The sequence below is a fragment of the Mycobacterium appelbergii genome, assembly GCF_032883035.1.
In the GTDB taxonomy this organism is placed as follows: Bacteria; Actinomycetota; Actinomycetes; order Mycobacteriales; family Mycobacteriaceae; genus Mycobacterium; species Mycobacterium appelbergii.
Genome location: NZ_JAMQTH010000021.1, coordinates 20,482 through 36,352, shown reverse-complemented (window position 1 = coordinate 36,352; position 15,871 = coordinate 20,482). Strand labels below are relative to the sequence as shown.

The following is a 15,871-nucleotide window of genomic DNA, read 5'->3' as shown; positions in this document are numbered from 1 at the left end:
ACCCCGCCAGCGGCGTCGAAGTACGTCATCATGACCCCGCTGTCCCGTAGACGGCGACGACGACTGTTCGGTCGATCCGGTGCTCGGTCCAGACCCCAATCTGGGTGAAGTCACAGTTCTGCATGATCGCAAGATAAGCCGGGTTGTGGTACCACTGATTGATCAGTTCGATACCGCTGATCGACAGGGCGGGGTTGATCGCCGCGGTCTCGTCGACGTCGCCCAGGTAACCCGCTGCCGCGGCACGGCTTTGCACTGTCGAACCATCTGATCCGACGTCTCCCTCCAGTGACCGGTCGTTGAGAACGTCGAGGGTGTGCCACTGCGCGGCCAGCTGCAGTTTCGGATTGACCTTGATGGTGTCAGTGCACCCGGCGGTACCTTGAATGATCCGAACATCCTGTACCACGGCGGAGTTCAGGCGCTTGTCGTCCGCTCGAGCGACGGGAGCAGCGATCACGCCGTGCGCAGCGAGAATGAGCGCTGTGACCACCGCTGGCCCGACGCATGTCCTCTTCACTTGGGATCGAACCCGGAGATCAGCCACCGGTCACCAGATCGGTCGAGGCTGACCTCGACGACCGAGTTCGAACTCGATGGCGGGTCGGTGCCCATCGTGATGGCTTGATTGACGAAAACCAGTACCAGAGCATGATTTACAGAAGCCGACACCACGGCCGCATCGGCGACGGTCGCGGTCGCCGAGATCGAGCGCTGTTTGGCGCCGGGAATCACGACGTCGTGAGTCAACGACGAATAGGAGTCCCGGAACGTCCCCGTGAGGCGGTCCCGCGCTGCCCCGAGGGTGGCCTCCGCAGTTTCCGGAGTATAGGACAAGATGGCGACGGTACCGTCCTTCGCAGCTTGCACGGACTCCGCGGCCGCACGGTCGGTACGGTTCGCCACGCCGACCTCGTATTTGAGATAGCCGGCCCCAAGCGCGAGGATCATTGTGGCGACTGGAATGAGCCACAGGCTGAGCACCCGAAGGAATCTGCTGGGCGACGGTCGCTGCTGGGCCTCGGCTCGCGCGCTCTCCGTGTCGCCGTCTGGCATGACCGCCTCGTCCGGGCTACCGTCGGCAACGATCAGATCGGTTCCGGTCACGGTACAAACTCCACGTTCGCCACCTTGACGTCATCTCCTACTCTGCGAACTGTCATCCGCATTCGCCACGATCTGGATTGCTGGTCGGTGCTGCTCGCGTTCGATACGTCGACGTTCACGGCGACCAGTACCTTCGCCTCATCACCGGCCTCGGACTGGATACCGGAGGAGACAACCGTTCCCTTCGAGATCGACTGCGCCTGCTTCACCACCTCGATGAAAGACGCGGAGCGTTTGGAGAAATCGTCGAAGAAGGTCCCCGTCGCTGACGTCACGATGCGGTCGACATCTGATTCCGCGCGGCGCCAGTCGATCGTCGTGAGGTTCAGTGCGCCCTGTCGAGCAGCTTGCAGGAACGCCGCATCGTGCACGGCCCCGTTATGGATACCGCGTACTTGCCATCCCAACCAGCCGCCGAGGCTCCCCACGGTCAGCATGATCGTCAATCCAACGACGAGCGCGAGGCGGTACCTGGGCCGTGGACGGTCGCCATCGGCGTCGGCGTCGGCAGCGAGTTCCCCCGTGGCATCCGACATGAGTCATCTTCCTTTCGGCAGCAGCATGTCCTGCCAAGTCCGGTTCTCTGGTGAGCCCTGCGCGAGATCGGCCTGCGTGTACTGCTGACCGTCTGATCCGATGTACCTGCCGGTGGCGGGGTCATACGTTGCCGCGGCGACCGGCGCTGGATCCGCAGCTGCCGGTGCCGGCGGTGGGTGACTGCCCGGGGCGAGTTCCGGAACGGGTTGTCCGGACAAGGTCGCGTTCGGATCTCCCTTCCAGTTGTATCCATCGTTGAGCGGAACGTAGTCGTGATCGCTCTCGCATTCCTTGACGGTGGCAGCTCGCTTACCGGGCCTCGTCTCGCATGGGATGTTCCGGGCACCGCGGACATTGAACGGGGAATCCTGAGGAACCCGGCAGTACAGGTCCCCCTCCGGCCTGGCCGGAAAGTCCAGGGCTGCCGGACTTCGCGCCTGATTGGGCGGAAGAAATCCCGTAGAGCAGACCGGAGGCAAGTTCACATTCGTGTTGAACGACAGATTCACGCCCGGATATCGCGTGTGGCGATTAGGGAGTTCCGCAGCCTGAGTCATCGCAACGACCTGCGGAGCGAGAACCAGTATCTGTTCGATGTTCGGCTGATAGACCACGGCCACATCGGCCACGCTGGCGAGATTCGCCGTAAGTATGGGCAGTGTCGGCTTCAGCCGCTCAAAGAGTGCCCGGGCTTCGTCGAAGGCGGCGGGACCCTTGTCCAACAGCCCAGAGACCGCACCGTCCTGCTCGCGTATCTCACCCGCAATCTGGGCAAGGTTGGCGGCCCAGGCCTGAATCGAATCCGACGTGTCGACCTGGGCATCGAGCAACGGCTTCGAGTCGTCGATCACCGCAGTCAGCGCGTCCAGATCCTGGTGCGCTTTGGCGGTCAGCTCGGTCGTCCCCTTGACAAGGCGCGACAGTTCTGGCCCGAGACCGCCTACTGCTGTGTACGACTCGTCGATCGCGGTTCTGAGGTTGTCATTGGGGATGGCTTGGAGCCCGTTATTCGTCGCGGTGAGCAACTTGTTGATGTCTGGGGGGATGCTTGTGTTGCCGGCTGCGATGATGTCGCCGTCTTTCAACACCGGTCCGGTGCCGTCGCGCGGTACCAGCGCGATGAACTGCTCGCCGAGTGCCGACTGGCTGTGCACCTGGGCTTCGAGATTCGCGGGTATCACGAAGTCCGAGTCGATGGACAACCTCGCTGCAACACCGGCATCCGTCAGTTCAACTTGCTGGACTCTTCCCACTTGCACGCCTCGATAGGTGACGTTGGCATTGACGTACAACCCACCCGAGTTCGGTAGTTCGACCTTCACGCGGTAGTGCCCCCCTCCCCACAGCAGGTTGGGTACGTCAAGAAACTTGATGGTCATGAAGGCACCGGCGACAAGTGTGATCACACCGAAAAGTGCCAGCTGCAGGCGAACTCGACGAGTAAGATTCATTTACGGCCCTTGGTCGAGGCGGTAGGGAGCCAGCAACGGGTTGCCTGCCGTGTACGGGCTCGGGGTCACGCCGATGGTTCGTCCCCATTGCATTTCCAGTTCGGTGAGGTCGCCCTCGAATCTGGTACCAACGAAGAATCCAGAATCGATCCGGCTCAGCGTCATGTCGAGAATCAGGCTGACGTTGCCGTAGTCGCCCTTGATCCAGTCCGCCATCGTGTCCTTGGGGAACGGATAGACAGCGAAGAAGCTGCCGGCGCGGGTCAAGGCTCGACCCGAATTCGCCAACGATTCCAGCACCGGGCCAAGCTGCTCGAGCTCGGTAACCAGGGCGTCCTTGGTCTTGTTGACCGAGTCCGCCGCCAGCGCACTGAACTTACCCAGTTGGTCTACCGCGGAGATGAGCTGATCTCGGTGGTCGTCGAGCACCGCGAGTGCACGGGGAACGGTGTCAAAGGCCTTGTCCACTACGGGCTTCTGATCGGCGAACTGCTTGACCAGTTTGTTCAGGCTGTCGGTGGCCGCGATGATCTCATCGGTCTGGTCATGGACGTGGCCGATGAACACATCGAGTTGTTCCATCATGCTTCGAAACTCGTCCTCACGACCATCGAATGCCGTGGACAACGCTTTGGTGATGCCCTGGACCTGCCCCAATCCACCACCGTTGAGCAGCATCGACACCGCCGCGAGCGTCTGTTCCGTCGAAGGGTAGGTCAGACCCGACGACAGTGGAATCAGCGATCCGTTGTGGAGCCTTCCTTTCGGCGGTGCATTCGTCGGTGGCGCGAGCTCGACATGAAGGGATCCCAACAGGCTGGTCTGACCGAGTGTGGCGGTCGCGTTCTCGGGCAGGTTCACATCGCCGCCCAGTTTCATCGTCACCAGCGCGTGCCAGTCCTGGCGTTCGATCTTGGTGATCGTTCCGACGGTGACGTCGCCCACGCGCACACGCGAATTCTGTTGGATATTGGTGATATCGGGCATCTGAGCCTGGATCGTGAACGTGTCGGGTCCACCACCGGCGGTGCCGGGCAGCGGAAGGGAATTCAATCCGTGCCAGCCGCATCCCGATACCACCGACGCGATGGCTCCCGCCGCGATGACGCATACCGCGCCTCGGATGCCGATCACGATGGTGCCCCTTGCGGCGACATGATGCCGAGCAGCCCCTTGCCGGGGTCCGTCGACACCGTCGCAGTCGGCACGTCGCCCGCGGGAGTCCCGGCGGGTGGCGGTGGCGCGTAGTCCGGTCGCAGTCGGTCCTCGCTGTAGGTTATCTCGTTCGGTCGGGCAGTCGCGCCGACGAAGGGGTTGAGGCCTATCGGCGGGAAGTTGAGTTGTCGGTTCTTGACGATGGGTGCCAGGTATTGCACGCAGAGTTTCGCCGATTGTTCGGCTCCAAGTCGCGAAGCCGCTTGAATTGCGCCGCACATGAACGTGATCGGATCAGCGAAGTTGTTCAGCGCCGCGATGCCGGTGAGGCTGGCTTGTGCCGGCTGGTACAGGTTCACACCATTGGCCAGCGTGTTGGGCAGTACGTGAAGAGTCTGCTCGATGTCATCCAGGCTGTCGACGAGCGTCTGAGAGACCGCCGTCAACTTGTCGCCGGTTGTCCCGATGCTTTCCCGGTTGTCAGCCACAAAGGTCTTGACTTTGTCGGCAACGTCATCGAAATCCTTTATGGCGTTTGCAACCTCTGCCGGATCGTTCGCCAATAGCCCGGTTACCTGAGCCAAGTTGCCGTTGAGTTGTCGGATGATGTCTGCGCTGTCCCGGAGGGCGGAAACCAGAGTCGCGAGATTTCTCACTGACGTGAATGTGTCGTCACTGTGATCGGCGACCGCCGACACCGCTTGCGCGAGTCGTGTCAGGGCGTCGCGGATCTGCGCACCCTGGCCGCGCAAATTGTCCGCGGTGGTGTTGATGAGAGAACCGAGCGTGCTGACGCCGCCCGGCTGTGTGGGCTGGAGGGTTTCGGACAGCTTTTCGAGCTGTGCTCGGAAGTCGTCCCACTCCATCGGGACTGCGGTGCGGTCCTCGCCGATCACCGCGTTGTCGGCCAGGGTGGGTCCGCCCTGATATGGCGGTGTCAGCTGGATCGATCGCGCAGTGATCAGTGTCGGCGAGAGGATGACAACTTTGGTGTCGGCCGGCACCTGATATTGCCTGTCGAACCAGAACGAGACCTTGACCCGAGTTGGCTGGGCCTCGATCTGTTCGATCTCGCCGACGTTCACTCCCCTGATTCGCACGTCGTCGCCGGCGAATATCCCATTGCTGTTTTCGAAGTAGGCGATTACGTGCACCCGGTCGGCAAGTCGGGCCAACTGGACGAGGGCAAGGGTGCCGCCTCCGATACTGATGACCAGTGCCGCAATCAGGACGAGACGTATTGCGCGGGAACGTGTCATTGACCGGCCTCCACAGATTCGGGCGCGATCGGCTCCTGGCCGGGTTCACCCGGAGCCGGGATGAAGACAGGGGACGGCTGAGGCTGCGTCGGCATCTCTTGTCCTGGCGGGAGCCCCGGTGGCCCCGGTGGTGGGCCACCCGGGGGCGGCGCTGGAGGCGGCTCGCGGTAGGGATAGCAGCCGGTGGGGCCGGGCAGGGGCACGCCGGGCGGGCCGCAGCCTTGGTCACCGGGGTTTCCCGTGATCGCGTCGGGGATTGTCATTCGGGGCTCGCCGCCTTGCCCGGTGCGCGGATAAGGCACGGGCAGCGCGGGCGTGCCCGGCTGACCGACCGGAGGGTCCGTGCGCTGCGTGGGCAGCAGCACGCTCGGATCGAGCCCCAGGTCGGAGAACGCCGCATCGACGAAGGGCTGAAGGAATTGTCCTGGAAGGAGATTCGCCACGTACGCTTTGAAGAACGGGCCCGAGGATATTGACTCTCCGAAGGACAACGCGTATGTGTTGAGCCCCTTGATCGATGTCTGGATCTCCGCTTTGCGGTTGTCGAGGATGGCCAGGACGCCGTTGAGCTTGTCGAGAGCCGGCTTCAGTGTCGACTGATTGTCATCGACGAACGCACCGATCTGCTGCGACAGTGCCGAGATGTGCGCTGACACCTCATCCAAAGCGGCACTCTGAATTCGCAGGCTCTCCAGTAGCGCATTGGTGTCGTGCACCAGTTGCACAATCTGGTCGGTGCGATCCGCGAGCACCGTGGTGGCTTTTCGCGCATTGGCCAGGAGCGTGCGGAGTTCAGTGTCGCGTTTGTTCAACGTTTCGGAGAACCGTGCAACGCCGGCGACGGCAATCCTGAGTTGCGGAGGAGTGTCTTGCAGTGTCTGTGAAAGTGTTTGGAGAGATTCCGAGAGTTGGCCGGTGTCCAGTCCGCTGATGGTGGCCGTCAAATCTCCGATCGCGTCGGCCAACTGGTAGGGCGACTTCGTCCGGGCAATCGGAATCGTCTGATCGAGATGTCCTTTGCCCCGCGGCGTGATATCGAGGACCTTGTTGCCCAGCAGAGCGATGGTTTTGATGGCCGCCTCGGTGTCCTCCCCGAGCCGGATGTCGTCGTCGACGCTGAACCGCACCAGCACACCGCGGGAGTCGAGGGAAATGCTGTCGACATGTCCTGCCCCATAACCCGATACCTGCACCGGCGCACCAGTCGTCAGGCCTCCCGACTCTTCAAAGTACGCCGAATAGGTGTTGTCGGTGAGCAGTGAGGCCAATCGCGTGTAGTTGAGCATGCCGAGGACGACGGCGCCGATCGCGGATACTGCGATCACGCAGATGACGATCGGGTTGCGTTCACGGAACGGCTTCATCGTGGGGTGCACCTGCCTGAGTCCTGGCCGACGACCTTCACGTACACCGGTTGCCCGCCCTGTCCGTTGACCTTCAACAAGATGTCGCACACGTAGAAGTTGAAGAAGTCACCGCTGAGTGCCTGGCGATTCGCCACGCGATAGGCGTCTGGCAACGTCTTGAGGAAATCGTCGAAGTAGTCGTGATCCAGCAGCACTTGAGCTGCGGTGCGGTCGGTTTCGTGCACGACCTTCTTGACCGACGGCCGGGTTTGCGACAGCAGGTCGGCGATTGTCGCAGCCGACTCATTCGCGTATGCCAATGAATTCGCGATGTCCTGTTTGCGCCCCTCGAGGCCATCGATGAGTTGGGCGAGGGAATCCACTGCCGAGCCCAGCTGCTCACTGTTGTCTCCGAGAGATCCGAGCACCGTGTTGAGGTTGACTACGACCTGTCCGATGAGTTCATCGCGGTCGGCGAGTGTGTTTGTCAACGCTGCAGTTTGAGCCAGGACCGACCCGATCGTCGCGCCCTGGCCCTGAAATGCTGCGATCAGTTGGCCGCTCAGTGCATTCACCTGCCCCGGGTCGAGGGCGCGGAACAACGGCTTGAACCCACCGATGAGTGCATCCAGATCCAATGCTGGAGCCGTGCGATCCAACTGGATCGTTCCGCCCGGCGGCAGTCTGCGCGTACCACCCGCGCCCTCTTCCAAGGCGAGAAATCGACCACCGATCGTGTCGTCGTATCGGACGGTCGCTTCGGTCCCCTCGGTGAGCACCACCGAATCGTCCGTGCTGAACGTGACGAGGGCCGTCGCGTCGTCTTGGATCTTGATTCCCTGCACTTTGCCCACCTCGACCCCGGCAATCCTGACGAATTGCCCGTCCTTGAGGCCACGAACATTGGAAAAGACTGCGTGGTAACTGTTTCCACTGCTGAATCGCAGTTGCCCATATATGGCCACCAGCGCGAACGCACCGAACGCGCACAGCACAACGAAGACCGTCAGGCGTAATATGGTTCCAGATAAGCTGCGGTGCAAGGCGTTCAACCTCCCTCGTGTGCTGCGGTCGGTGGAGTGGGTCCGTACATCGGCGCACCGTAGGGCGGTGCACCCGGGTAAGGAACTGGTCCCGGCGCCGGACCGCCCTCGGTGTTGCGGATCACCGGAGGCTCTGGCACACCACGGGTCACGGGCAGATAGTTGGCCCAACCTGGGAATCCGATACCGGGATTCGGCCGATTGTCCAGACCGGTGCCCCATCCGGTATCCGTGATCAGGTTCCGGACAGGAAAATTCTTGGCGACATCGGGCAGCGACCCACATCCGGGTTTACCGCCGGGGCCTCCCGTAGCGCGCACGACAGGCAGGTTGTCCGGGTACTTGTATGGGTCATCACCCAGGAGGAGTGCGGCGTCCATCAATAGGGATTTGCCGTTGGCACCCCCTACCGCTGCCTCATGGAATGGCAGTGCGACCTCAGCACCCACCAGTAGGCACGTGAGTTCCGGGTTGTATTTCATCAGCAGAGTGGTTGTCGGTTCGAGGAGGTTCACCGCTCTCACGAGATTGTCCTTCGCCGGTGCGAGGGCGCTGGTACCGCTTTCGGCGAACCCTGCGGCCGCGAGCAGCAGAGCATCGAATTGCTTGCTCTTATCCACGATCGTGGTGCTGGTCACGCTTGCAGCAGAGAGGAACTTGAGAACGTCGGGCGCAGCGGCACCGTAGGCGTCGCTCACCTGCTTCAACGCGATCCAATCGTCGCGCGCCACATCGGCACGTGGATTCAACGCCAGCAGAACCTGATTCGCGTCGGTAATCGAGGTACCGATCTGCTGCCCTTGCCCGGCAAGACCCTCGTCGAGCGCCGACAGCACGGAATTGAGCTTTGCCGGATCGATGTGCTTGAGTAGGTTCACCAGATTCTGGAAGACGGTGTTCACCTCGACCGTGACGTTCTCTGATCTGATCACTGCGCCGGCAGACAACCGTTCGGGGCTGGGCTCGCTCGGGTAGATCAACTCCACGTATTTCGCCCCGAACAGTGTGGTCGCATTGACCCTGGCGGCTATGTTCGCAGGGATGTGGGGGATCTGATCGGCGTCTATGTCGAGGCGCAGAGAAACGTTTTCCAGGCTGGCCGCGATGGTCTCAACCCGGCCAACCTGCACACCGCGCATCTTGACCTTGGCATTGGGCTCCATAACCAGTCCGGCGCGGTCGGACTTCAATGTCACCTGTACGGCTGAATTGAAGGAGTGTGTGAATGCGGCCGCACATAGCGCAATGCTCGCGAAGATCGCCATCACGAGTATCGCGGCGAGCCATTCGGCGGGGATGCGAGAAGATCGGGCGGATGTAGTCACCGGTCAACCCGAGAAATTGAAGCTGCCGGTCTGACCGAAGAGCGCCAGAGTGACGAACATGATGATGAAGCCAGAGGCGACAAGCGACGCGCGTGTCGCCCGTCCGACGGCTTCCCCGACGCCCGCGGGACCGCCGGACGCGGTAAAGCCGTAGTACGTGTGGATGAGCATTATCACGATCACTTCGGCGATAGTGACAACGAATGACTTTATTGCGTCTTCCGCGATGAAAAATGTGTCGAAGTAATGCGTGTAGACCCCGCCGGACTGCCCGTAGAACACCGTGGTGATAACCCTTCCCGCAACAAATGCCATCAGCAGGGCAACGAAGTAGATCGGCATCGCGACGATGATGGCGGCGGCAACACGTGTCGACGCGAGGTAGGCGATGGCCCTGATGCCCATCACCTCCAGTGCATCAATCTCCTCGCTGATCCTCATGGCGCCGAGTTGCGCGGTAGCACCGGCACCGATGGTCGCCGCGAATGCGACGGCGGCCGTCGTCGGGGTGACGATCCGGGTGTTGGCGAAGGCAGCGGCAAAGCCGTTGAGCGCCTCGACACCCACTTGCGACAGGTTGCTGTAGAACTGACTCGCGCCGGCCGCCGCTGTTGACATAGTCATGAATGCGACGATCGCTACGGTGCCACCGATGACCGCAAGCGCACCGGTGCCGAGGCTCATTGAGGCGACCTGGCGTAGTAGTTCAGAGGGGTATTTGGTGAGCACGTCTCTGAATGAGGCCACCGTGGCCCCATAGAACCGAGCCTGCTCGCCCAGGTCTACCCATTTCGCCCTGGCATCGCCGAGCATGCGGGCGCTGCGCGGGTATTGCGAACGTATGGTGGCGTAAAAGCTCACTTGGCTACCGCGAATCCGATTGCGGTGAGAACCGCGTTGATGAGAAGTAGGAAGACAAAGGCGAAGACCACCGTTTCATTGACTGCGTTACCGACCGATGCCGGCCCAGCCTTGACGTTGATTCCCTTGTAGCAAGCGATAAGTCCCGCAGTTAATCCGAATAGTGTCGCCTTGACCATGGACACGAGAACATCGCTCAGGCCGGTGATGACCGTCATTCCAGCGACAAACGCGCCTGGCGTGACGTGCTGAATGAGGACGGCAAAGAAGAACCCACCGGTAAGCCCCGTCAACGTAACCAGGGATGAAAGCAGGAACGCGACTACCGTCGCCGCCAGGACGCGAGGCACAACCAGTGCCTGTATGGGATCGATTCCCATGACGCGCATCGCGTCGAGCTCTTCCCGGATCGTCCGTGCCCCTAAGTCCGCGCACATGGCCGTGGCGCCGGCCCCTGCGACGACGAGCACGGTGACCAGCGGTCCCAACTGATTCACTGCGGCGAGAGAGGCTCCGGCGCCGGAAAAGTCGGCTGCACCAAATTCGACGAGAAGCACGTTCACGGTGAATACGGCGAGCACCACAAACGGCAGCGCAAGGACAAGACCGGGCGTGAGCGACACTCGTGCGACGAACCAGGTTTGACCGAGGAACTCACGCCATGCAAAGGGTGACCTGAACATGGTGACGAAGATGTCAAGGACCAGCGCGAAGAATTCGCCGGTCGTGCGCACCGGGTTGAGCAGCGGGCTGGCGACCCACGATGGCCGCTGTCTGTGTGAAGTGCTGGATTTCAACGACATCTCCCTCCTCTCGGCAACGACTCCACCCCTTCTTACCCGATGATTCTAGATTTAATCGATTATTTGGCAATAGTCAGTTTCACAATGCTCTCCGCGACAGGGCGGCGCGTCTCCCCACCCTCGGCCGAGCAGGTACCAAATCGATCGGTGACGGTTGCGATGGTTCTCCGCCTCAACGCACTGTGCGGTCTGTGGCAACCGCCTGAACACTATGGTCCGCGTCACGTCAGCGGCTATCCGCGAATCGCAACGGCTGCGCCGCTTTTCGCAGAAGCCCGGGTAGCGAGCTGGCAACGATTCCTGTCGTCGACGACCGCATCAGCGATGTCCGCATCGCCCAACAGTTTTCAGCGCTCAGGCGACAGCGGAGTCCATCATCGAGGACCGTGCTCCTGGGTCATGAGATCGGCGAGATCTTCGGGCGCCAAGAACGACGGCGGCACGGAAGGACCCCAGTTGTAGAGGCCACGCATGCCCTCGAAAACGCCTGGCTTCCACAGTGCATCGTCGACAATGCAGTCCAGGTCCGAGTAGTACTCAGAGAAGTTGCCCGCGGGGTCTCGCAGGTACCAGAAGAAGTTGGATCCGACGTGGTGGCGCCCCAGTCCCCAGACGTGTCGCTCAGGGTGACCTTCGAGCATCGCGGTAGCACCGCGACCGACTTCGTCGACATCGTCGACTTCCCAAGCAGTGTGGTGGAGAAAGGCGACGGGCGCTTTCTGTACCAACACGTTGTGATGGTCGGTGGAGCACCGCATGAACGCCGCAAGCCCCGGCACTTGGTCACTGACCTTCAACCCGAGTCCGTCACCAAAGAATCGCTGCGAGCCCGGCTGATCGGTCGAACCGATCACCACATGCCCGAGCTTTCGGGGCTTCACCGCCTCATCTCGTTCGATACCGGGAGCCCGTGAATCGGCGCGGGCCGGCACGCCGGGAGCGTTGTAGGCCGGAGTCGGCGTGGGAGTTTGGCTCATGCGCGGTGCGACCTCGACGATGACCGCGAGCTCGGTACCCGAATCGACCGCGCGGATACTGTCTGTGGAACGCTCCGACGGGATCTCCAAATGTGCCAGCGACCTCGCGATTCGGTCGATGTCATCCGGTCCGTCTGCACCGATCCGCAGCTCCAGCAACTTCCGATGGTCACTTGGCACGATTCGGAGCTGTTCCCCACCATCAACGGTCGCGAACGCGAGCGCTCTCTGTCCCGCCGCATCAGAAGGTGCTTCTGTGAGGCCGAAGTCACGGTAGTAGGCGCCCGTCGTGATGACGTCAGGAACACCCACGGTGATCTGGTTCAGTCGGTGCAGTGCCACAGCCTGTCCATCCTTTCGAACGTCGCCGAGAATTCCATAGACATCGATTATTCACAAAGTATCGATACTACGCGAGGTTTACCGCAATGACGGTGCGGTTGCCTACCCGTGAAACGTCCGCTTCGAAGGCCGTGGCCGAGGTGCTGCGACTGCTGTGGCGAACCTGCAGGCTGCCGCGCAGACACTCGATGGCTCGGCCACATGCTGCCCGTTGATGAACCGTATCACCGCAGTTAAACCGCGGTGCATACCTTCTGCGCCTGTCCGGCTGGTGATACGATTCACCAGCATCACCGCCCAACCTGACGAGGAGGTTTCCATGGGACAGCTTGACGGCAAAGTCGCGTTCATCACCGGAATCGCACGCGGACAGGGCCGCTCGCATGCCTTGACCCTGGCACGCGAAGGCGCCGACATCATCGGCCTCGATCTCTGCGCGAAGGTGTCGACAACCGCCTACCCCGGGTCAACCCAGGAGGACCTGCAGGAGACTGTCCGCCAGGTCAAGGAGACTGGCAGCCAGATCATCGCCGAGGTCGCCGATACCCGCCACTACGACCAGGTGAAAGCCGTATTCGACCGGGGTATCGAACAATTCGGCCGCGTGGACATCGTCATTCCGAATGCCGGCATCTGTTCGGGCGCCAAGACCTGGGAGATCAGCCCGCAGGACTGGCGGGAGATGGTCGACATCAACCTCAACGGGGTATTCCACACGGTCAAGGCCGCCATCCCCACGCTGATCGCCCAGAAGCAGGGCGGCTCGATCGTGTTCATCGGTTCGACCGAGGCCATCAAGGGCGCAGAGAACATCTCGTCCTACGCGGCTGCCAAACATGGTGTCACCGGGCTCATGACCTCGCTGGCGCGCGAACTCGGGCGGTACAACATCCGCGTCAACTCGGTCAATCCGACGTGCGTCGACACCCACATGATCAACAACGACTTTGTCTACGGACTGTTCCGGCCGGACCTGGACAAGCCCACCCGCGACGACGTGATCGACACGTTCAGCGGCACCCACATCCTGCCGGTGCCGTGGATCGAGCCGCAGGATGTCAGCAACGCGATTCTCTATCTGGTCACCGAGCCTGGCCGCTACATCACGGCCACCCCGCTCGTCATCGACGCCGGATTCATCGTGAAGTCCTGAACGAACTGCTCTGCGGCCCAAGCTACTCTTTGTTCGCAGTCCGACAAGAGAGCAGCCACATGGTCACGATGAAAGACGTCGCCAAAGCAGCAGGCGTTTCTCAGGCCTCCGTGTCCTACGCCTACAGCGGCTCCGGACGGGTGTCGGCAAAGCAACGCGAGCAGATCTTCGCGGTGGCCGCTCAATTGGGCTACACGGGGCCGAACATCGCCGGCAGCAGTCTGCGCCTTGGCCGAATCGGGACACTCGGCGTCCTGGTACCGGGTTCGCTCGCCTCCGCGGTCGAGGATCCGTCCACCGCGCTGCTGTTGAAGGGCATCGTGGAGGTCGGTGAACTCGCCGATGTCGCCCTGACGTTGCTGCCCGTGGCACGGACCGCGGTGACTTCGGGACTTCCGCGGCCCGTTCAGCCGGCGGTGCTGCGCGGGCTCGTAGACGGGGTGGTCATGCACTGCCTGCCCAACGAACATCCGGTTGTCGAGGCCATCCTCGCCCGGCGGATACCCGCGGTGGCGATCGACTCTCCCCGGCTGCCCAACATCCCGTATGTCACCGTCGACCACCGGGCGGCCGGCGCAGCTCAGCTGAATCATCTGCTGGCCCTGGGGCATCGCAATATCGGCATCCTGTCCGACCGGCTCGGGCCAGAGACCGTCCCCGGCTGCCGGGCACTTTCCGACATCGAGGACGTCCGCGAGACATACCTGCAGGACCGACTGGCCGGTTACCGCGATGCGGTAGCAGGCGCCGGTCGACGCGCTATCCGGGCAAGGCTGGTGGAAGCCGCCGACATCGACATGGCGAGCGGCATGATTGCCGCCCAGGAACTGATCGCCGGTAGCGATGCGCCGACCGCGATCGTGGCGACCTCCGACGTTCATGCCGTCGCGGCGATGAAAGTTCTCGAACACAAGGGTATTTCGATTCCCGGGCAGGTGTCGGTGATCGGATTCGACGACGCCCCGATCGCAGATCTGGTGGGGCTGACCACGATCCATCAGCCACTGCGCGAGAAGGGGAAGGCTGCGGCGACCATCCTGTTGGATCTGATCGACGGCCGTTCGCGTCGCCGTTCGGTCAAGCCCACCGAATTGGTCGTGCGAACGAGCACCGGACCCGCCCGCTGAATCCGTTTGCGTAACGACCGGTCACTGACTTAGTGTTCGCGTCATGTCGAGCCCCGAAGCATCCAAGGTGGGGGTTGCCGGTCACGCCGTCAGCCCCCTGAACCGCTGAACTCATAGCGCGCCTGGAGCGTTGACCGCGGTGACGAGATGTCTACCTTCTCGTTCGCTCTCACCTCGGAGTTCTCGATGCCTCTTTCGCTGTACCTACTTGCCCTGTCGGTGTTCGCCATGGGCACTTCGGAGTTCATGCTCGCCGGTCTGGTGCCTGACATCGCCACCGGTCTCGATGTGTCGGTCGGGGCGGCCGGACTTCTGACCTCGGCGTTCGCGGCGGGGATGGTCGTCGGTGCGCCGCTCATGGCAGCGCTCGCACGCCGGTGGCCCGTCCGGGCGAGTCTGCTGGGTTTCGTGCTGACATTCGTCGGGATGCACATCATGGGTGCTCTCACAACGAGTTTCGCGATGCTACTGGTCACACGGGCGGTCGCCGCCCTGGCCAACGCCGGCTTTCTCGCCGTGGCGCTGAGCGCGGCGGCCACGCTCGTCCCGGTCGACCAGAAAGGCCGCGCGTTGGCAGTGCTGCTCTCAGGGACGACGGTGGCCATCATCGCGGGGGTGCCGGGTGGCGCGATGCTCGGTACCTTGCTCGGCTGGCGGGCGACCTTCTGGGCGATAGCGCTGCTGTGTCTTCCCGCTGTGTTCGGCATCATGAAGGCCATCCCGGTACGCCCCGCAACGGCCGGCCACCGTGCACCCAAGAGAGCCTGGGCGTGCCCGTCTCTGCGTTCCGAGGTCGCGCAGCTGGCGAGAATCAGGCTTGCTCTCGTCATGTTTCTCGGGGCGCTGGTCAACGGGGCTACTTTCGCGACGTTCACCTTCTTGGCCCCGATCGTGACCGACACCGCCGGCCTCGGCCAGCCGTGGATATCGATCGTACTGGTGCTCTTCGGCTTCGGGTCATTTGTCGGTGTCACAGTTGCCGGACGGATCTCAGATCGTCACCCCGCCAAAGTGATCGGGGTCGGCGGCTCGTTGCTTTTGCTCGGTTGGGTCGCGCTCGCGCTCCTCGCGGCACATCCGCTGCCCCTGCTACTCCTGGTTTTCGTACAAGGCGCATTGTCCTTCTTGTTGGGCAGCACTCTGATCGCGCGGGTGCTTTATGAGGCGGCGGGCGCCCCCACGATGGGTGGGGCATACGCGACGGCCGCGCTGAATATCGGCGCAGCCGGTGGTCCCGTTATGGCAGCGGCGGCACTCCGCGCGGGTGCAGTCGGCCCGGTATGGGTCAGCAGTGTTCTCGTCGCTCTCGCATTGCTCATCGTGTTGCCGCAGCTGCGGTTCGTCGCACCACACAGTAAGCCCCGCCGGTGATCGCGGCGGGGCTT

The 15,871-nt window shown here is 62.3% G+C and carries 15 protein-coding genes; 3 read left to right on the top strand and 12 right to left on the bottom strand.

Going from position 1 to position 15,871, the window contains the following annotated elements; genetic code table 11:
* Positions 1-28: 28 nt before the first annotated feature.
* The 12 genes from M1247_RS33945 to M1247_RS33890 all read right to left on the bottom strand — a co-directional run bounded on the left by M1247_RS33945 (position 29) and on the right by M1247_RS33890 (position 12,206).
* The gene (locus tag M1247_RS33945; RefSeq protein ID WP_317160839.1) at positions 29-493 is read right to left on the bottom strand and encodes a CAP domain-containing protein; all 465 of its coding nucleotides are present in this window, start codon (positions 491-493) and stop codon (positions 29-31) included.
* Positions 494-516: 23 nt separating this feature from the next.
* Positions 517-1,107, bottom strand: coding sequence for an Rv1363c family protein (locus M1247_RS33940; protein WP_317160838.1), 591 nt, complete (start codon positions 1,105-1,107; stop codon positions 517-519).
* Positions 1,104-1,643 (bottom strand): Rv1363c family protein, encoded by a 540-nt coding sequence (locus M1247_RS33935; protein WP_317160837.1) that lies wholly within the window; start codon positions 1,641-1,643, stop codon positions 1,104-1,106. Before M1247_RS33935 ends, M1247_RS33940 begins: the two co-directional genes overlap by 4 nt.
* Positions 1,644-1,646: 3 nt before the next feature.
* A complete protein-coding gene (locus tag M1247_RS33930; RefSeq protein WP_317160836.1) occupies positions 1,647-3,095 on the bottom strand; it encodes an MCE family protein in 1,449 nt (482 codons plus the stop codon).
* Positions 3,096-4,229: an MCE family protein gene (locus tag M1247_RS33925; RefSeq protein ID WP_317160835.1), complete on the bottom strand. Its 1,134-nt coding sequence runs from the start codon at positions 4,227-4,229 to the stop codon at positions 3,096-3,098.
* Positions 4,226-5,509 (bottom strand): MCE family protein, encoded by a 1,284-nt coding sequence (locus M1247_RS33920; protein WP_317160834.1) that lies wholly within the window; start codon positions 5,507-5,509, stop codon positions 4,226-4,228. Before M1247_RS33920 ends, M1247_RS33925 begins: the two co-directional genes overlap by 4 nt.
* Complete coding sequence (locus tag M1247_RS33915) at positions 5,506-6,873, bottom strand: MCE family protein (protein WP_317160833.1); 1,368 nt, start codon at positions 6,871-6,873, stop codon at positions 5,506-5,508. The genes M1247_RS33920 and M1247_RS33915 overlap by 4 nt, the downstream gene beginning before the upstream one ends.
* A complete protein-coding gene (locus tag M1247_RS33910) occupies positions 6,870-7,898 on the bottom strand; it encodes an MCE family protein (protein WP_317160920.1) in 1,029 nt (342 codons plus the stop codon). The genes M1247_RS33915 and M1247_RS33910 overlap by 4 nt, the downstream gene beginning before the upstream one ends.
* A gap of 5 nt (positions 7,899-7,903) precedes the next feature.
* Positions 7,904-9,223, bottom strand: coding sequence for an MCE family protein (locus tag M1247_RS33905; RefSeq protein WP_317160832.1), 1,320 nt, complete (start codon positions 9,221-9,223; stop codon positions 7,904-7,906).
* 3 nt (positions 9,224-9,226) lie between these two features.
* Positions 9,227-10,084, bottom strand: a complete 858-nt coding sequence (locus tag M1247_RS33900) for an ABC transporter permease (RefSeq protein WP_410506991.1) — start codon at positions 10,082-10,084, stop codon at positions 9,227-9,229.
* Positions 10,081-10,887, bottom strand: a complete 807-nt coding sequence (locus M1247_RS33895) for an MlaE family ABC transporter permease (protein ID WP_317160831.1) — start codon at positions 10,885-10,887, stop codon at positions 10,081-10,083. The genes M1247_RS33900 and M1247_RS33895 overlap by 4 nt, the downstream gene beginning before the upstream one ends.
* Before the next feature lie 374 nt (positions 10,888-11,261).
* Positions 11,262-12,206 carry a VOC family protein gene (locus M1247_RS33890; protein ID WP_317160830.1) on the bottom strand — a complete coding sequence of 315 codons (945 nt, stop codon included), beginning with the start codon at positions 12,204-12,206 and terminating at the stop codon, positions 11,262-11,264.
* Between the two features lie 319 nt (positions 12,207-12,525).
* Between M1247_RS33890 and M1247_RS33885 the strand changes: the two genes are divergently transcribed.
* The 3 genes from M1247_RS33885 to M1247_RS33875 all read left to right on the top strand — a co-directional run bounded on the left by M1247_RS33885 (position 12,526) and on the right by M1247_RS33875 (position 15,857).
* Positions 12,526-13,359 carry a mycofactocin-coupled SDR family oxidoreductase gene (locus M1247_RS33885; RefSeq protein WP_317160829.1) on the top strand — a complete coding sequence of 278 codons (834 nt, stop codon included), beginning with the start codon at positions 12,526-12,528 and terminating at the stop codon, positions 13,357-13,359.
* Positions 13,360-13,418: 59 nt separating this feature from the next.
* Positions 13,419-14,486 (top strand): LacI family DNA-binding transcriptional regulator, encoded by a 1,068-nt coding sequence (locus M1247_RS33880; protein ID WP_317160828.1) that lies wholly within the window; start codon positions 13,419-13,421, stop codon positions 14,484-14,486.
* Between the two features lie 186 nt (positions 14,487-14,672).
* Positions 14,673-15,857 (top strand): Cmx/CmrA family chloramphenicol efflux MFS transporter, encoded by a 1,185-nt coding sequence (locus M1247_RS33875; RefSeq protein WP_317160918.1) that lies wholly within the window; start codon positions 14,673-14,675, stop codon positions 15,855-15,857.
* Positions 15,858-15,871: the final 14 nt, after the last annotated feature.

What these genes read in the sequence shown, in the direction of transcription:
- M1247_RS33920 (WP_317160834.1), bottom strand. Translation starts at nt 5,509, where the DNA reads ATGACACGTTCCCGCGCAATACGTCTCGTCCTGATTGCGGCACTGGTC.
- M1247_RS33935 (WP_317160837.1), bottom strand. Translation starts at nt 1,643, where the DNA reads ATGTCGGATGCCACGGGGGAACTCGCTGCCGACGCCGACGCCGATGGC.
- M1247_RS33930 (WP_317160836.1), bottom strand. Translation starts at nt 3,095, where the DNA reads ATGAATCTTACTCGTCGAGTTCGCCTGCAGCTGGCACTTTTCGGTGTG.
- M1247_RS33875 (WP_317160918.1), top strand. Translation starts at nt 14,673, where the DNA reads ATGCCTCTTTCGCTGTACCTACTTGCCCTGTCGGTGTTCGCCATGGGC.
- M1247_RS33885 (WP_317160829.1), top strand. Translation starts at nt 12,526, where the DNA reads ATGGGACAGCTTGACGGCAAAGTCGCGTTCATCACCGGAATCGCACGC.
- M1247_RS33880 (WP_317160828.1), top strand. Translation starts at nt 13,419, where the DNA reads ATGGTCACGATGAAAGACGTCGCCAAAGCAGCAGGCGTTTCTCAGGCC.
- M1247_RS33895 (WP_317160831.1), bottom strand. Translation starts at nt 10,887, where the DNA reads ATGTCGTTGAAATCCAGCACTTCACACAGACAGCGGCCATCGTGGGTC.
- M1247_RS33915 (WP_317160833.1), bottom strand. Translation starts at nt 6,873, where the DNA reads ATGAAGCCGTTCCGTGAACGCAACCCGATCGTCATCTGCGTGATCGCA.